Origin of the sequence: Klebsiella sp. WP3-W18-ESBL-02, from assembly GCF_014168815.1 — a bacterium.
Lineage (GTDB): Bacteria > Pseudomonadota > Gammaproteobacteria > Enterobacterales > Enterobacteriaceae > Kluyvera > Kluyvera ascorbata_B.
Map to the genome: position 1 here is coordinate 2,030,681 of NZ_AP021972.1, position 16,338 is coordinate 2,047,018.

Consider the following 16,338-nt stretch of genomic DNA (forward strand, 5'->3'; position numbering starts at 1 on the left):
CAGCGGCCTTAGGGCCGCTGCTTTTTTTTACCCGTGCGTGGGTGACATTGCTCATCTGTCTCCTCTCTTAGTCAACAGTGGAAGGATGATAGCGTGCTTATCTTAATAGGTTACCTGGTTGTTTTGGGGACAGTTTTCGGCGGCTACATGATGACCGGCGGACACCTTGGAGCACTGTATCAACCGGCCGAGCTGGTTATTATCGGCGGGGCAGGGGTTGGCGCTTTTATCGTGGGCAACAACGGCAAGGCTATCAAAGGCACGTTGAAAGCGCTGCCTTTGCTGTTCCGTCGCTCGAAATACACCAAAACGATGTATATGGATTTGCTGGCGCTGCTGTATCGCCTGATGGCGAAGTCGCGTCAGCAGGGGATGTTCTCGCTCGAGCGTGATATTGAGAACCCGAAAGAGAGCGAAATTTTTGCCAGCTATCCGCGCATTCTCGCCGACACGGTGATGCTGGAATTTATCGTCGATTATCTGCGCCTGATCATCAGCGGCAACATGAACACCTTCGAAATTGAAGCGCTGATGGATGAAGAGATTGAAACCCATGAAAGCGAAAGCGAAGTGCCGGCCAACAGCCTGGCGCTGGTGGGCGACTCACTGCCGGCATTCGGCATCGTGGCGGCGGTTATGGGGGTAGTGCACGCATTAGGTTCTGCCGACCGTCCGGCGGCGGAGCTGGGGGCGCTGATTGCCCACGCGATGGTCGGTACCTTCCTCGGGATCCTGTTGGCCTACGGTTTTGTCTCGCCGCTGGCCAGCGTGCTGCGCCAGAAGAGCGCGGAAACCACCAAAATGATGCAGTGCGTGAAAATTACGCTGCTGTCGAATCTGAACGGCTATGCACCGCCGATCGCCGTTGAGTTCGGTCGTAAAACGCTCTACACCAGCGAACGTCCGTCGTTTATTGAGCTTGAAGAACACGTCCGCGCGGTGCGCAACCCGGCGGGGCAACAGCAAACGACCACCGAGGACGCATGAAGAACCAATCGCATCCGATTGTCGTCGTCAAACGGCGCAAACATAAATCTCACGGCAGCGCCCACGGCTCGTGGAAAATTGCCTATGCCGATTTTATGACGGCGATGATGGCGTTTTTTCTGGTGATGTGGCTGATTTCCATCTCCAGCCCGAAAGAGCTGATTCAGATAGCCGAATACTTCCGTACGCCGCTGGCAACCGCCATCACCGGCGGTCAGCGGATGGCCAGCAGCGACAGCCCGATTCCCGGCGGCGGTGATGATGTCACCCAGCAGCAGGGCGAGGTGCACAAGCAGCCAACGATTGATGATCTGAAAAAACGCATGGAAACCAACCGGCTGAAGCGCATACGCGGCGAGCTGGACCAGCTTATTGAAGCCGATCCGAAGCTGCGCGCGCTGCGCCCGCATCTGAAGATCGATCTCGTGCAGGAGGGGCTGCGAATTCAGATTATCGACAGCCAGAACCGGCCGATGTTTAAAACCGGCAGCGCAGAGGTAGAACCGTATATGCGCGATATCCTGCGGGCGATTGCGCCAGTACTGAATGAAATTCCCAATAAAGTCAGCCTCTCCGGGCATACGGATGATTATCCGTATGCCACCGGCGAACGGGGCTACAGCAACTGGGAGCTGTCGGCGGATCGCGCCAACGCGTCGCGTCGCGAGCTGGTTGCCGGCGGGCTGGATGACGGCAAAGTCTTACGCGTCATCGGGATGTCTAACTCGATGCGCCTATCAGAGCACGGCGGCAACGATGCGATTAACCGTCGCATCAGCCTGCTGGTGCTCAATAACCAGGCTGAGCAGGCCATTCTCCATGAGAATGCCGAGAGCCAGAATGAACCCTTAAGCGTTTTACAGCCGCCGACAAACTCGTCACCGGCGGCCGGTACGACGACGCCACAACCCGACTCGAGGTGATAGCGTGAGCATGGATATCAGCGATTTTTATCAAACATTTTTTGATGAGGCCGACGAGCTGTTGGCCGACATGGAACAGCATCTGCTGGATCTGGTGGTGGATGACCCTGACGCTGAACAGCTGAATGCCATTTTCCGCGCAGCGCACTCCATCAAGGGTGGCGCGGGGACCTTTGGCTTTTCCGTTCTTCAGGAAACCACTCACCTGATGGAGAACCTGCTGGATGACGCCCGTCGCGGGGAAATGAAGCTCAGCACCGATATTATCAACCTGTTTTTGGAAACCAAAGATATTATGCAGGAACAGCTCGACGCCTATAAAAGCTCCACCGATCCGGATGCAGCCAGCTTCGAATACATCTGCAATGCGCTGCGTCAGCTGGCGCTTGAGGCAAAAGGCGAAAGCGTTCCGCCGGTGGCCGGCAGCGCCCATTTGAGCGTGGTCGACAATCACGTGCAGGAAGAAGAGGCCGTGATTGAGGCCGCCGATGCCGCGGGGAAAACGCAGATTACGCTTTCCCGTCTGAAGGCCGGTGAGCCGGATATGCTGGAAGAGGAGTTGGGGAACCTGGCGACCCTAAGCCAGGTGCAAAAAACGGCCGACTCTCTGACCGCGGTGCTCGATAGCAGCGTAGATCCGGACGATATCGTCGCGGTGCTGTGCTTCGTCATTGAAGCCGATCAAATAGCCTTCAGCACCGTCTCGACGCCCGAAGCGGTCGTGCCCGCGACGCCGCCGGCGGTAGACGCGGTGGCGCCTGCGCGAGTGGCCGCTGCGCCCGTGGCGCTGGTATCCGCCGCCGCACCGCGGGTTGAGCGTGAAAAACCGGCTGCGCGCAGCAGCGAGTCAACCAGCATTCGCGTGGCGGTTGAAAAGGTTGATCAGCTGATTAACCTGGTGGGTGAGCTGGTCATTACCCAGTCGATGCTGGCCCAGCGTTCCAACGCGCTCGATCCGGTTTCACACGGTGATCTGATCACCAGCATGGGGCAGCTTCAGCGCAACGCGCGCGATCTGCAAGAGTCGGTGATGTCTATCCGCATGATGCCGATGGAGTATGTGTTCAGCCGCTTCCCGCGCCTGGTGCGCGATCTGGCCGGCAAACTCGGCAAGCAGGTAGAGCTGACGCTGATGGGCAGCTCTACCGAACTCGATAAGAGTCTGATTGAACGCATTATCGATCCGTTAACCCACCTGGTTCGTAACAGCCTCGACCACGGTATTGAACTGCCGGAAACGCGGCTGGCGGCGGGAAAATCCGCCGTGGGCAACCTGATTCTTTCCGCCGAACATCAGGGCGGTAATATTTGCATCGAAGTCACCGACGACGGCGCGGGGCTGAACCGCGAACGTATTCTGGCCAAAGCGCTGTCGCAGGGGATGGCGGTCAGCGAGAGCATGACCGATGAAGAAGTCGGCATGCTGATTTTCGCGCCGGGCTTCTCAACCGCTGAGCAGGTAACCGACGTCTCCGGGCGCGGCGTTGGCATGGACGTGGTGAAGCGAAATATCCAGGAGATGGGCGGCCACGTTGAAATTAAGTCTAAACAGGGCGCAGGCACCACCATCCGCATTTTGCTGCCGCTGACGCTGGCGATCCTCGATGGCATGTCGGTGAAGGTCAACGAAGAGGTGTTTATCCTGCCGCTCAATGCGGTGATGGAGTCGCTGCAGCCGCGCGAAGAGGATCTGCACCCGCTGGCGGGCGGTGAGCGAGTGCTGGAAGTGCGCGGTGAATACCTGCCGCTGGTTGAACTGTGGAAAGCCTTCGATGTGCAGGGGGCGAAAACCGAAGCCACGCAGGGGATTGTGGTCATCCTGCAAAGCGCGGGCCGCCGCTATGCGCTGCTGGTCGATCAGCTGATTGGTCAGCATCAGGTGGTGGTGAAAAACCTGGAAAGCAACTATCGCAAAGTGCCGGGCATTTCGGCGGCGACCATTCTTGGCGACGGTAGCGTCGCGCTGATTGTTGACGTCTCGGCACTGCAGGGACTGAATCGTGATAAACGTCTGGCGAACACAGCCGCCTGAAACGCAGAGAAAAGGTAGAAAACATGACCGGTATGACGAATGTAACAAAGCTGGCGGGTGAACCGACAGGGCAGGAATTCCTGGTATTTACGCTGGGTAACGAAGAGTACGGCATCGATATTCTGAAGGTGCAGGAGATTCGCGGTTACGATCAGGTCACGCGCATTGCTAACACGCCCGCGTTTATAAAAGGGGTCACCAACCTGCGCGGCGTGATTGTGCCGATTGTTGACCTGCGGGTGAAGTTCAGCCAGGAAGACGTGGAATATAACGATAACACGGTCGTGATCGTGCTGAATCTCGGCCAGCGCGTGGTGGGTATTGTGGTCGACGGCGTTTCTGACGTGCTGTCGCTGGCGGCGGAGCAGATTCGTCCGGCGCCGGAGTTTGCCGTGACCCTCTCTACCGAATATCTCACCGGGCTGGGCGCGCTGGGCGATCGCATGCTGATTCTGGTCAATATTGAGAAACTGCTCAACAGTGAAGAGATGGCGCTGCTGGACAGCGCAACGATTCACGCCGCCTGATGAGAGACGGGCCCGTCGTATTGTGACGACAGGCCCGTTGCTTGCTACACGGCGATTGTCCAGCCAGACCCAGAGGTCTGGCTTTTATTTACCCGTTCTGCTGTACCACTTGCGGCTCTTCCTGCGCCAGCAGGCCTTCATTCTGCGACAGCATGGCCGTCGCGACGCCGTTGCCAAGCACGTTAATCGCCGAACGTCCCATATCGAGGAAATGGTCAATCCCCATCAGCAGCAGGATGCCCGCGACCGGAATATTGAAGCTTGGGATGGTGGCTGCCAGCACGACCAGCGCCGAGCGCGGTACCCCGGCAATTCCTTTCGATGCCAGCATCAGCGTCAACATCAGTACCGCAATCTCAGAGAAGCTGAGGTGGATGTTATACGCCTGAGCAATAAACATTGAGGCGAAGGAACAGTAGACCATCGAGCCCACCAGGTTAAAGGAATAGCCGATCGGCAGCACGAAGGACACGATATTGCGTGAGCAGCCAAATTTGGTCAGCTGTTCGAGCGTTTTCGGGTAGGCGGCTTCTGAGCTGCTGGTGGTAAAGGCCACCAGTACCGGATCTTTGAGCATGCTGAGCAGGCGGAAGACTTCTTTTTTCAACACCATATAGCCGATAGCCACCAGTACGCAGCAGGTCAGCACGATAGCCACATAGTAGCCGCCGATAAACGAGGCATAGTTAAGCAAAATGCCCAGCCCTTCGGTTGCAATGACCGACGAGATGGCGGCAAAAATGGCCAGCGGCGCAACGTACATCACGTAACCGGTCACCTTCAGCATAATGTGGGAGACCACGTCCAGCGCGGCAACCAACGGTGCGTTGAACTTCTGACCGAGCGACGCGCCGCCGATGCCGAAGAACATCGAGAACACCACGATCTGCAAAATCTCGTTATCGGCCATCGCGCCGACGATGCTGGTCGGGATGGTATGCGACAAGAAGCCTTTCAGGCTCATACCGCTGACGGCCAGACCGGTGTCGACCGTATCTTTCGGTATCGCCAGATTCAGGCCCGCGCCCGGATGCTGTAGGGTGACGATAAACAGCCCCACCAGAATCGACAGCACCGATGAGCTGATAAACCAGACCATGGCCTTACCGCCGACGCGGCCAATGGTAGACGTTTCGCCAAGCTTCATGATGCCGACCGTCAGGGTGCTGAACACCAGCGGTGCAATCACCATTTTAATGAGTCGGAGGAAAATGTCAGTCAGGAGAGTGATGTTGCTGGACCAGACTTCGATAGTCTGAGTTGATGCATAAGAATGGATCATTGCGCCGGTGAGAATCCCCGCCAGCATAAAAATCACGATAAAAACCGTGAGTTTGTTTGCGTTTGCCACAAAAAATACCCCGTCAGATTACGAATATGCCCTGCGATGAAAAATGATTTTTTAGTTATGTAATGTCATCAATTCATTCACTACATAAATTGTATGAAAGCGGGGGGATTTACAACTTTTTTTTATATTTTATAAAAAGCGTTGTGATTCAGTGACTCGCCGGCGCTGCGCTTTCGTGCCCGTGAGGGCGGACGATTTTTACCCCGCGCGCGCATAAAGTTTCTATTTGGGATGCCGATAACACCGAATAACAAGTCATAGAGAAGGTGTTGTATGTTAAACCGTATCCGCGTTGTCACGCTGCTGATGTTGGTGCTGGTCGTCTTCGCACTTTTGCAGTTGGTCTCCGGAGGATTTCTGTTCTCCTCGCTCCAGCAAAACCAACAAAGCTTTGCGCAATCTAACACTCTTCGTACGCAACAGGCTGAACTCACCAAAGCGTGGGATCTGCTGCTGCAAACCCGCATCAACCTGAGCCGGTCCTCGGCGCGGATGATGATGGACGCCACTAATCAGCAGAGCAGCGCCAAAACTGAACTGCTGAAGAATGCGCGCACCACGCTTGCGCAGGCGGACAGCCATTTTGCCCGCTTCAGCGCGCTGCCGGCGCAGGCAGAAATGCACGATGCCAGCGCCCAGGTGAGCGCCGCGTATCAACGTTATTTTGCTGCGTTACAGGAGCTGGTGGGCTTCCTGGAGGCCGGCAATATGGACGCCTATTTTGCCCAGCCGACGCAGGGGATGCAGAACGCGATGGGCGAAGCCATGAACCAGTACGCTTCGCAAAGCGAAGCGCTCTACCAGCGCGCCTTTACCACCAGCAGCAGCGACTACCAGATAGCTCGCTGGCAGCTGGCGATTCTGGCCGTGGTGCTGGTGATTGTGGTGGTTGGCGCCTGGTTTGGTATTCGCGCCATTTTACTTAAGCCGCTGGCTGCGGTAATGGGGCACATCCGGCAGATTGCCGCCGGGGATCTGACGCCGCGTCTGAGCCTGCGCGGGCGCAACGAAATTACCGAACTGGCTGACACCGTGACGCATATGCAGAGCTCGCTGATTGATACGGTGACCCATGTGCGTGAAGGGGCGGTGGCTATCTATCACGGCACCAGCGAAATTGCGGCGGGCAATAACGACCTGTCTTCTCGCACCGAGCAACAGTCGGCTGCGCTGGAAGAAACGGCGGCCAGCATGGAACAGCTGACGGCTACGGTGAAACAGAACGCCGAAAATGCCCGTCAGGCATCCCATCTGGCACAGAGCGCTTCCGAGACCGCTCTGCACGGCGGCAGCGTCGTCAACGGCGTGGTCAACACCATGCACGAGATTGCCGCCAGCTCGCAAAAAATTTCCGACATTACCGGCGTCATTGACGGCATTGCTTTCCAGACCAACATTCTGGCGCTGAACGCTGCCGTCGAAGCGGCGCGTGCGGGCGAACAGGGACGCGGTTTTGCGGTGGTGGCCGGTGAGGTACGTAACCTCGCCAGCCGCAGCGCACAGGCGGCAAAAGAGATCAAAGCGCTGATTGAAGACTCGGTCTCCCGCGTCGAAACCGGCTCCGCGCAGGTGGAAACCGCTGGGGAAACGATGACCGATATCGTTAACGCGGTGACGCGCGTGACCGACATCATGGGCGAAATCGCCTCGGCCTCTGACGAGCAGAGCCGCGGTATCGACCAGGTGGCGATCGCGGTTGCCGAGATGGACAGCGTCACGCAGCAAAACGCCTCGTTGGTGGAAGAGTCCGCCTCGGCCGCCGCGGCGCTGGAAGAGCAGGCTGAGCGCCTGAATCAGGCCGTCGCCGCCTTTCGTTTAAACGCTGCCGCACACAGCAGCGCGCCAGCCTCGTCACCGGCGGCGCGCGCGTTGGTCGCGAACAAACGCCAGGCGTCGGTCGCCGAAAGCAACTGGGAAACCTTTTAATTTTATCCGCGGTCCAGGCCGCCTTTAGGAGTGTGGTGATGCTTTATCGTATTCGAATCTCTACCACGTTGTTTCTGATTTTAATTATCTGCGGCATTTTGCAGATTGGCAGTAACGGACTCTCTTTCTGGGCCTTTCGCGACGGACAAAACAACATTTATCAGGTTGAACAAAGCAGCCAGCAGCTGAACACACTGACGGAATCGCGCGCTGCGATGCTGCAGGCCAGCACCATGCTGAACAAAGCGGGCACCCTGACGGCGCTGAGCTATCCGCCTGGTGAAGTGCGCAGCATGATCGACGACGTCAAACAGAATCTCTCGCAGGGCGATGCGCTGTTTAAGGGGTTTATGGCGCTGCCGTTGATGAGTGAGCACGACAAAACGCTGCAGGCGGCAACCGCAACGGCGTTTACCAACTGGCACGAGATGCTGGCGCATCAGGTCGCCTGGCTTGAGAACAACCAGCTGGCGGAGTTTGTCGCCGCACCGGTGCAAAAAACCCAGGATCAGTTTGACGGTGAGTACCAGAACTGGCGTAAGAACATTGACGGCTACGTTGCTGCCGCCGAACGTGAAAGCCAGAACGATTACACGCGCTCGACGATGATGTTTATTGCGATGGTCGTCATTTCAGTGCTCATTACCGTGGGTGCGCTGTGGTGGGTTCGCCATATGGTGGTGCGACCGCTGGCGATTATCAGCCACCACTTTGAAAGCATTGCGAAAGGCAACCTGGCGCGTCCGATTGCGGTCTACGGCAAGAACGAAATCAGCGCCATCTTTGCCGGGCTGAAGGCCATGCAGCACTCGCTGCGTGACACCGTCAGGGAAGTGCGTCAGGGCAGCTACGCCATGCACACCGGGATCTCGGAAATTGCCGCAGGCAACAACGATCTGTCTGCGCGGACTGAACAGCAGGCGGCCTCGCTGGCGGAAACGGCGGCCAGCATGGAACAGCTGACCGCAACGGTAAGCCAGAACGCCGACAACGCCCGCCAGGCGTCTCACCTCGCGCACGGCGCGGCAGATACCGCCAGGCGCGGCGGAGAACAGGCAAATCATGTGGCGCAGACGATGCATAACATTGCCACCAGCTCGAAGAAAATCAGCGACATTATTAGCGTTATTGACGGTATTGCCTTCCAGACCAATATTCTGGCGCTGAACGCCGCCGTGGAGGCTGCGCGTGCCGGTGAGCAGGGTCGCGGTTTTGCCGTGGTAGCCGGGGAGGTGCGCAACCTCGCTAGCCGCAGCGCCCAGGCGGCGAAAGAAATTAAAGTGCTGATCGAAGAGTCGGTTGCCCGCGTACAGGAAGGTTCCACGCTGGTGGAAACCTCGGCCAGTACGATGAGTGAGATCGTGCAGTCGGTGACCCGAGTGAACGACATCATGGGCGAAATTGCTTCCGCCTCGGATGAACAACGCCGCGGCATTGAACAGGTGGCGCAGGCGGTCAGCCAGATGGATCAGGTGACGCAGCAAAACGCCGCGCTGGTGGAAGAGGGGGCCGCGGCCACCGAACAGCTGGCCGGGCAGGCCGATCGCTTAACGACCGTGGTTTCCGTATTTGAACTTGAAGAAGTGAAGGCGGCGGTGGCGCGTGAAAACGTTACGCCGGCCGCGATACCCGCTGTTTCCTGAATGATGTGATGTAAGAAGGCGCTATGACTGTATCTCTGCCAAATGGGCAATCGCAATTACTGAGCCAGCTGACGCAGCGCCTGACGCTCACCGACGCGCAGTTTCGTCGGATATGTCAACTGATCTACCAGCGCGCCGGGATCGTGCTGGCCGATCACAAGCGTGACATGGTTTACAACCGTCTGGTGCGGCGTCTGCGGACGCTGAACCTGGATGATTTTGGTCATTACCTGGGGCAACTGGAGGCCAACGGCGACAGCGCGGAATGGCAGGCGTTTATTAACTCGCTGACCACCAACCTGACGGCGTTCTTCCGCGAGGCGCACCACTTCCCGACGCTCGCCGAACATGCCGCGCGTCGGCAGGGGGAGTACCGGGTGTGGAGCGCTGCGGCGTCGACCGGGGAAGAGCCGTACTCCATCGCCATTACCCTGGCCGATACCCTGGGTACCGCGCCGGGCCGCTGGAAAGTGTATGCCAGCGATATCGATACCGAAGTGCTGGAAAAAGCGCAGAGCGGCATTTATCGCATGGACGAGCTGAAAACGCTCTCTCAGCAGCAGCTGCAGCGTTATTTCATGCGCGGGACCGGGCCGCACTCCGGACTGGTCCGGGTGCGTAACGAGCTGGCGAACTACGTGGATTTCAGCACGCTGAACTTGCTCAATACCCACTATAACGTTCCCGGTCCGTTCGATGCGATCTTCTGCCGTAATGTGATGATCTATTTTGATAAAACTACGCAGCAGGAGATCCTCAAGCGTTTTGTGTCCCTGCTGAAACCGGACGGATTATTGTTTGCCGGTCATTCAGAGAACTTTAGCCATCTCTCCCGTGAGTTCAGCCTGCGTGGACAGACGTTCTATGCGCTAAGTAAGGGAAGAGCATGAGTAAAATCAGGGTGTTATCCGTTGATGACTCGGCGCTGATGCGCCAGATCATGACGGAAATCATTAACAGCCACGACGATATGGAAATGGTCGCTACCGCGCCGGATCCGCTGGTGGCGCGCGATCTGATTAAAAAATTCAATCCGGATGTGCTGACGCTGGACGTCGAAATGCCGCGCATGGACGGCCTGGACTTTCTCGAGAAGCTGATGCGTCTGCGGCCGATGCCGGTGGTCATGGTGTCTTCGTTGACCGGTAAAGGCTCGGAGGTAACGCTGCGCGCGCTTGAGCTGGGGGCGGTGGACTTTGTCACCAAACCGCAGCTGGGCATTCGTGAGGGGATGCTGGCCTACAGCGAAACCATTGCTGAGAAGGTGCGCGCCGCCTCGCGTGCGCGCATTAGCGCCCACAAACCGCTGGCCGCGCCGGTGGCGATCAAGTCTGGCCCGCTGCTGAGCTCCGAAAAGCTGATTGCGATCGGTGCGTCAACCGGCGGTACTGAAGCTATTCGTCATGTACTCCAGCCGCTGCCGCTCTCCAGCCCGGCGCTGCTGATCACGCAGCATATGCCGCCGGGCTTTACCCGTTCATTTGCCGAGCGTCTCAATAAGCTGTGCCAAATCACGGTTAAAGAGGCGGAAGACGGCGAGCGCGTCCTGCCGGGTCATGCCTATATTGCGCCGGGCGATAAGCATATGGAGCTGGCGCGCAGCGGGGCGAACTATCAAATCAAAATTCACGACGGGCCGCCGGTTAATCGCCATCGCCCGTCGGTTGATGTGCTGTTTCATTCGGTCGCGAAGCACGCGGGGCGCAACGCCGTAGGGGTGATCCTCACCGGCATGGGCAACGACGGTGCGGCCGGGATGCACGCGATGTACCAGGCCGGAGCCTGGACCATCGCGCAGAATGAAGCCAGTTGTGTGGTGTTCGGCATGCCGCGCGAGGCCATCAATACCGGTGGCGTCAGCGAAGTGGTCGATCTTAGCCAGGTAAGCCAGCAGATGCTGGCGAAAATCAGTGCCGGACAGGCAATACGTATTTGAATCAGGAGTATTATTTTATGGCGGATAAAGAGCTTAAGTTTTTGGTTGTGGATGACTTTTCCACCATGCGTCGTATCGTGCGCAACCTGTTAAAGGAACTGGGATTTAACAACGTTGAAGAGGCAGAAGACGGCGTGGATGCGCTGAATAAACTGCAGGCGGGCGGCTTTGGTTTTGTCATCTCTGACTGGAACATGCCGAACATGGATGGCCTGGAGCTGCTGAAAACGATCCGCGCCGACGGTGGGATGGCGGCAATGCCGGTGCTGATGGTCACGGCAGAAGCGAAGAAAGAGAACATCATTGCCGCCGCGCAGGCCGGGGCCAGCGGATACGTGGTGAAGCCGTTCACTGCGGCGACGCTGGAAGAGAAGCTGAACAAGATCTTCGAGAAACTGGGCATGTGAGGTGACGAACATGATGCATTCTTCCATCAAGCCCGGCGATGACCACTCCGCCGCGGATATTATCAGCCGTATCGGCAATCTGACCCGCATGCTGCGCGATAGCCTGCGCGAGCTGGGGTTGGATCAGGCGATTGCGGAAGCGGCCGAAGCGATACCCGACGCGCGTGACCGTCTGGACTATGTTGTGCAGATGACCGCGCAGGCTGCGGAGCGCGCGCTGAACAGCGTCGAAGCCTCGCAGCCGCATCAGGATGAAATGGAAAAAGGCGCCAAAGCCTTGACCAAGCGCTGGGACGCGTGGTTTGAAAATCCGATTGAATTGTCCGACGCGCGTGAACTGGTGAGCGATACCCGCCAGTATCTTGGCGAGGTGCCGGAGCATACCAGCTTTACGAACGCCCAACTGCTCGAAATCATGATGGCGCAGGATTTCCAGGACCTGACCGGTCAGGTTATCAAGCGCATGATGGACGTTATCCAGGAAATTGAGCGCCAGTTGTTGATGGTGCTGCTGGAGAACATTCCGGAGCAGGGCGCGCGGCCAAAACGCGAAAACGACAGTCTGCTCAACGGGCCGCAGGTTGACACCTCAAAAGCCGGCGTCGTTGCCAGCCAGGATCAGGTGGACGATCTGCTCGATAGCCTGGGCTTCTAATCGCGCTGTCCGGGCCTACCGATAAGCATATCGCTGTAGGCCCGGCAGACGCCAAAAAACACACATATCTGTAGGCCGGATAAGGCGTTTACGCCGCTATCCGGCAATATACGCGGATACCCATCAATAAACGCCCGAATTCCTTCACTTTCATTCCGCTATTCGTCCTATTGGCAACGCGCCGCATCGAGATAATACTCGCGACCGTATTTTCGAGAGTGATGCCGTGGCAGAAGAAAGCGACGACGACGACAAAACAGAAGACCCCACACCCCAACGGCTTGAAAAGGCGCGTGAGGAGGGGCAGATCCCGCGTTCCCGCGAGCTGACGTCGCTGCTGATGCTGCTGGTGGGCGTTTGTGTGCTCTGGCTGGGCGGCGAGTCGCTGGCTCGACGGCTGGCGAACCTGCTTTCGGGCGGGCTGCGCTTTGATCACAGCATCGTCAATGACCCCAACCTGATCCTCGGCCAGATTATCCTGCTGCTCAAAGAAGCCATGCTGGCGCTGTTTCCGCTGATCGTCGGAGTGGTGACGGTGGCGCTGGTTGCGCCAATGATGCTCGGCGGCCTGGTGTTCAGCACCAAATCGCTGGCCTTCAAGCTCGATAAGCTCAACCCGCTGCCCGGCATTAAGCGCATGTTTTCGGCGCAGACGGCGGCGGAGCTGAGTAAGGCGATTATGAAAGCGGTGCTGATGGGGACCGTGGCGGGCTTTTTCCTGTGGATGCACTGGCCGCAGATGATGCGTCTGGTCAGCGAATCACCGCTGTCGGCAATAGGTAACGCCCTGAATATGGTAGGCCTGTGCGCGCTACTGGTGGCGATGGGCATCATCCCGATGGTCGGCTTCGACGTTTTCTGGCAGATCCACAGCCATCTGAAAAAGCTGCGTATGTCGCGGCAGGATATTCGCGATGAATTTAAGCAGAGTGAAGGCGACCCGCACGTTAAAGGGCGTATTCGCCAGATGCAGCGTGCGGCGGCACGCCGTCGGATGATGGCCGACGTACCGAAGGCTGACGTGATCGTCAATAACCCGACACACTATTCCGTCGCCCTGCAGTACGACGAAAACAAAATGAGCGCGCCGAAAGTCGTGGCGAAAGGCGCGGGGCTGGTGGCGCTGCGCATTCGTGAAATTGGCGAGGAGAACCGCATTCCGATGCTGGAAGCGCCGCCGCTGGCGCGCGCGCTGTATCGCCATGCCGATATCGGTCAGCAGATCCCCGGCCAGCTGTACGCCGCGGTGGCAGAGGTGCTGGCGTGGGTCTGGCAGCTTAAGCGCTGGCGACTGGCGGGCGGCGCCGCGCCGAAAAAACCGGATAACATAGCGGTGCCTGAGGCACTGGATTTTTTGAACGAGAAGGACTCTGATGGCTAATCTTGTCGCAATGCTGCGCCTCCCCAGCAACCTGAAATCCACCCAGTGGCAGGTGCTTGCCGGGCCGGTGCTGATCCTGCTGATTTTGTCGATGATGGTACTGCCGCTGCCGGCGTTCGTCCTCGACCTGCTGTTTACCTTTAACATTGCGCTGTCCATTATGGTGCTGCTGGTGGCCATGTTCACCCAGCGCACGCTGGAGTTTGCCGCCTTCCCGACCATTCTGCTGTTTACCACGCTGCTGCGTCTGGCGCTGAACGTGGCCTCGACGCGTATTATTTTGATGGACGGACACACCGGCGCGGCGGCGGCGGGGAAGGTGGTTGAAGCGTTTGGCCACTTCCTCGTCGGCGGTAACTTCGCTATCGGCATCGTGGTGTTTATCATCCTCGTTATCATCAACTTTATGGTTATCACCAAAGGTGCCGGGCGTATTGCCGAAGTGGGTGCGCGCTTTGTGCTGGACGGGATGCCGGGTAAGCAGATGGCGATCGACGCCGATCTCAACGCCGGGATCATCGGCGAAGAGGAAGCGAAAAAGCGCCGTTCAGAGGTGACCCAGGAGGCGGACTTCTACGGTTCGATGGACGGTGCCAGTAAGTTTGTGCGCGGCGATGCCATCGCCGGGATTCTGATTATGGTGATCAACGTCATCGGCGGACTGCTGGTAGGGGTGTTACAGCACGGTCTGGATCTGGGCAAAGCGGCGGAATCTTACACCCTGCTGACCATTGGTGACGGCCTGGTGGCGCAGATTCCAGCGCTGGTGATCTCGACCGCGGCGGGCGTCATTGTGACCCGCGTAAGTACCGAGCAGGACGTTGGCGAACAGATGGTCGGCCAGCTGTTTAGCAACCCGCGCGTCATGCTGTTGAGCGCCGGGGTGCTCGGCCTGCTGGGCCTGGTCCCGGGTATGCCGAACCTGGTGTTCCTGCTGTTTACCGCCGCGCTGCTGGGGCTGGCGTGGTGGATCCGTGGGCGTGAGATAAAGGCTCCGGATCAGCCGCAGCCGGTGAAAGCGCCGGAAAATACGTCGCAGGCGGTAGAGGCCACCTGGAGCGATGTGCAGCTGGAAGATACGCTGGGCATGGAAGTGGGCTACCGGCTGATTCCGATGGTTGATTTCCAGCAGGATGGTGAGCTGCTCGGGCGCATCCGCAGTATTCGCAAGAAATTTGCGCAAGAAATGGGCTTCCTGCCGCCAGTGGTGCATATTCGCGACAATATGGACCTGTCGCCGGCGCTGTACCGTATTTTACTCAAAGGGGTCGAGATTGGCAGCGGCGAGGCCTACCCTGGCCGCTGGCTGGCGATCAATCCCGGTACCGCAGCGGGTTCACTGCCCGGCGAAGTCACCACCGATCCGGCGTTTGGCCTGGCGGCTATCTGGATTGAAAGCGCGCTGAAAGAGCAGGCGCAGATTCAGGGCTTCACGGTGGTGGAAGCCAGTACCGTGGTGGCGACGCACCTGAATCATCTGATTAGCCTGCACGCTTCGGAACTGTTTGGTCGTCAGGAAGCGCAGCAGCTGCTGGAGCGCGTAACCCAGGAGATGCCGAAGCTGACTGAAGATCTGGTGCCGGGGGTGGTGACGCTGACCACCTTGCATAAAGTGCTGCAAAATCTGCTGGATGAAAAAGTACCGATTCGCGATATGCGTACCATTCTGGAAACGCTGGCTGAACATGCGCCGATCCAGACCGATGCGGGCGAGCTGACGTCGGTGGTGCGCGTGGCCCTCGGCCGGGCGATCACCCAACGCTGGTTCCCGGGTAACGACGAGGTGCAGGTTATCGGGCTGGATACGCCGCTGGAGCGACTGCTGCTGCAAGCCCTACAGGGCGGCGGAGGCCTGGAACCGGGCCTGGCTGACCGTCTGCTGGCGCAGGCGCAGGAGGCTCTGGCGCGTCAGGAAATGCTCGGCGCGCCGCCGGTGCTGCTGGTGAACCACGCGCTGCGTCCTCTGCTGTCGCGCTTCCTGCGTCGCAGCCTGCCACAGCTGGTGGTGCTGTCAAACATGGAGCTGTCCGATAACCGCAACATTCGCATGACTGCGACCATTGGAGGTAAATAATGCGTCGGTGGTTTGCGTTGCTGTTCGTTCTGCCTGGCCTGGCGCAGGCGGCGGGCGAGGGGGCCTGGCAGGACAGCAATATTGGCATCACCCTGAATCACCGCGGAGTTGCCGTATCGTCGCGGCCGCTGACCGCCTCACTGCCGGTGCAGGGCATGACCACGCGGGTGGTCTGGCGCTATGCGCTGAACGGCCCCGTACCGGCCGGGCTGCGGGTCCGGCTGTGCTCGCTTTCGCGCTGTACGGAGCTGGATGGGCAGAGCGGCAGCACGCTGGCTTTTAGCCAGGTTTCGGCGGCAGAACCGTTTCGGTTTATCTGGGAAGTGCCGGGCGGTGGGAGATTAATTCCGGCGTTACGGGTACAAAGCATACAAATTATCGTTAACTACCGCTGAAAGCCCTGCATTCCTCTTTTCGCCACCGGATTCTGGTGGCGACCTCGCATTTCTGACCCTCGCTTTTGATTGTAAAGAAACGTTGTTTTATAAATCAGTGA

General features: G+C 58.3%; 14 protein-coding genes. 13 read left to right on the forward strand and 1 reads right to left on the reverse strand.

Features of this window, described 5'->3' with window-relative positions; translation table 11 throughout:
• Window positions 1-93: 93 nt before the first annotated feature.
• The 4 genes from motA to cheW are packed head-to-tail and all read left to right on the forward strand — an operon-like array spanning window position 94 to window position 4,469.
• Window positions 94-987, forward strand: coding sequence for a flagellar motor stator protein MotA (motA, locus tag H7R56_RS09555; RefSeq protein ID WP_064544632.1), 894 nt, complete (start codon window positions 94-96; stop codon window positions 985-987).
• On the forward strand, window positions 984-1,910 hold the full coding sequence (motB, locus tag H7R56_RS09560; protein WP_106927833.1) for a flagellar motor protein MotB: 927 nt from the start codon (window positions 984-986) through the stop codon (window positions 1,908-1,910). Before motA ends, motB begins: the two co-directional genes overlap by 4 nt.
• 4 nt (window positions 1,911-1,914) lie before the next feature.
• A complete protein-coding gene (gene cheA, locus H7R56_RS09565; protein ID WP_106927831.1) occupies window positions 1,915-3,942 on the forward strand; it encodes a chemotaxis protein CheA in 2,028 nt (675 codons plus the stop codon).
• A gap of 23 nt (window positions 3,943-3,965) precedes the next feature.
• Window positions 3,966-4,469 carry a chemotaxis protein CheW gene (gene cheW / locus H7R56_RS09570; protein WP_106927829.1) on the forward strand — a complete coding sequence of 168 codons (504 nt, stop codon included), beginning with the start codon at window positions 3,966-3,968 and terminating at the stop codon, window positions 4,467-4,469.
• 88 nt (window positions 4,470-4,557) lie between these two features.
• Here the strand turns inward: cheW and H7R56_RS09575 are convergent, their stop codons facing one another.
• Window positions 4,558-5,820, reverse strand: a complete 1,263-nt coding sequence (locus H7R56_RS09575; protein ID WP_106927827.1) for a dicarboxylate/amino acid:cation symporter — start codon at window positions 5,818-5,820, stop codon at window positions 4,558-4,560.
• A gap of 273 nt (window positions 5,821-6,093) precedes the next feature.
• Between H7R56_RS09575 and tar the strand changes: the two genes are divergently transcribed.
• The 9 genes from tar to flhE all read left to right on the forward strand — a co-directional run bounded on the left by tar (window position 6,094) and on the right by flhE (window position 16,237).
• Window positions 6,094-7,746: a methyl-accepting chemotaxis protein II gene (tar, locus tag H7R56_RS09580; protein ID WP_182928590.1), complete on the forward strand. Its 1,653-nt coding sequence runs from the start codon at window positions 6,094-6,096 to the stop codon at window positions 7,744-7,746.
• 38 nt (window positions 7,747-7,784) lie between these two features.
• Window positions 7,785-9,389 carry a methyl-accepting chemotaxis protein gene (locus H7R56_RS09585; protein ID WP_106927823.1) on the forward strand — a complete coding sequence of 535 codons (1,605 nt, stop codon included), beginning with the start codon at window positions 7,785-7,787 and terminating at the stop codon, window positions 9,387-9,389.
• 23 nt (window positions 9,390-9,412) lie between these two features.
• Complete coding sequence (gene cheR / locus H7R56_RS09590; RefSeq protein WP_106927821.1) at window positions 9,413-10,279, forward strand: protein-glutamate O-methyltransferase CheR; 867 nt, start codon at window positions 9,413-9,415, stop codon at window positions 10,277-10,279.
• Window positions 10,276-11,325, forward strand: a complete 1,050-nt coding sequence (locus tag H7R56_RS09595; protein WP_106927819.1) for a protein-glutamate methylesterase/protein-glutamine glutaminase — start codon at window positions 10,276-10,278, stop codon at window positions 11,323-11,325. The genes cheR and H7R56_RS09595 overlap by 4 nt, the downstream gene beginning before the upstream one ends.
• A 17-nt stretch (window positions 11,326-11,342) precedes the next feature.
• The gene (gene cheY / locus H7R56_RS09600; protein WP_064544650.1) at window positions 11,343-11,732 is read left to right on the forward strand and encodes a chemotaxis response regulator CheY; all 390 of its coding nucleotides are present in this window, start codon (window positions 11,343-11,345) and stop codon (window positions 11,730-11,732) included.
• 10 nt (window positions 11,733-11,742) lie between these two features.
• The gene (gene cheZ / locus H7R56_RS09605; protein WP_106927817.1) at window positions 11,743-12,387 is read left to right on the forward strand and encodes a protein phosphatase CheZ; all 645 of its coding nucleotides are present in this window, start codon (window positions 11,743-11,745) and stop codon (window positions 12,385-12,387) included.
• 226 nt (window positions 12,388-12,613) lie between these two features.
• On the forward strand, window positions 12,614-13,768 hold the full coding sequence (flhB, locus tag H7R56_RS09610) for a flagellar biosynthesis protein FlhB (RefSeq protein WP_182928591.1): 1,155 nt from the start codon (window positions 12,614-12,616) through the stop codon (window positions 13,766-13,768).
• Window positions 13,761-15,842 carry a flagellar biosynthesis protein FlhA gene (gene flhA / locus H7R56_RS09615; protein WP_106927813.1) on the forward strand — a complete coding sequence of 694 codons (2,082 nt, stop codon included), beginning with the start codon at window positions 13,761-13,763 and terminating at the stop codon, window positions 15,840-15,842. The genes flhB and flhA overlap by 8 nt, the downstream gene beginning before the upstream one ends.
• Window positions 15,842-16,237 carry a flagellar protein FlhE gene (flhE, locus tag H7R56_RS09620; RefSeq protein WP_106927811.1) on the forward strand — a complete coding sequence of 132 codons (396 nt, stop codon included), beginning with the start codon at window positions 15,842-15,844 and terminating at the stop codon, window positions 16,235-16,237. The genes flhA and flhE overlap by 1 nt, the downstream gene beginning before the upstream one ends.
• The last annotated feature ends 101 nt before the right edge of the window (window positions 16,238-16,338 follow it).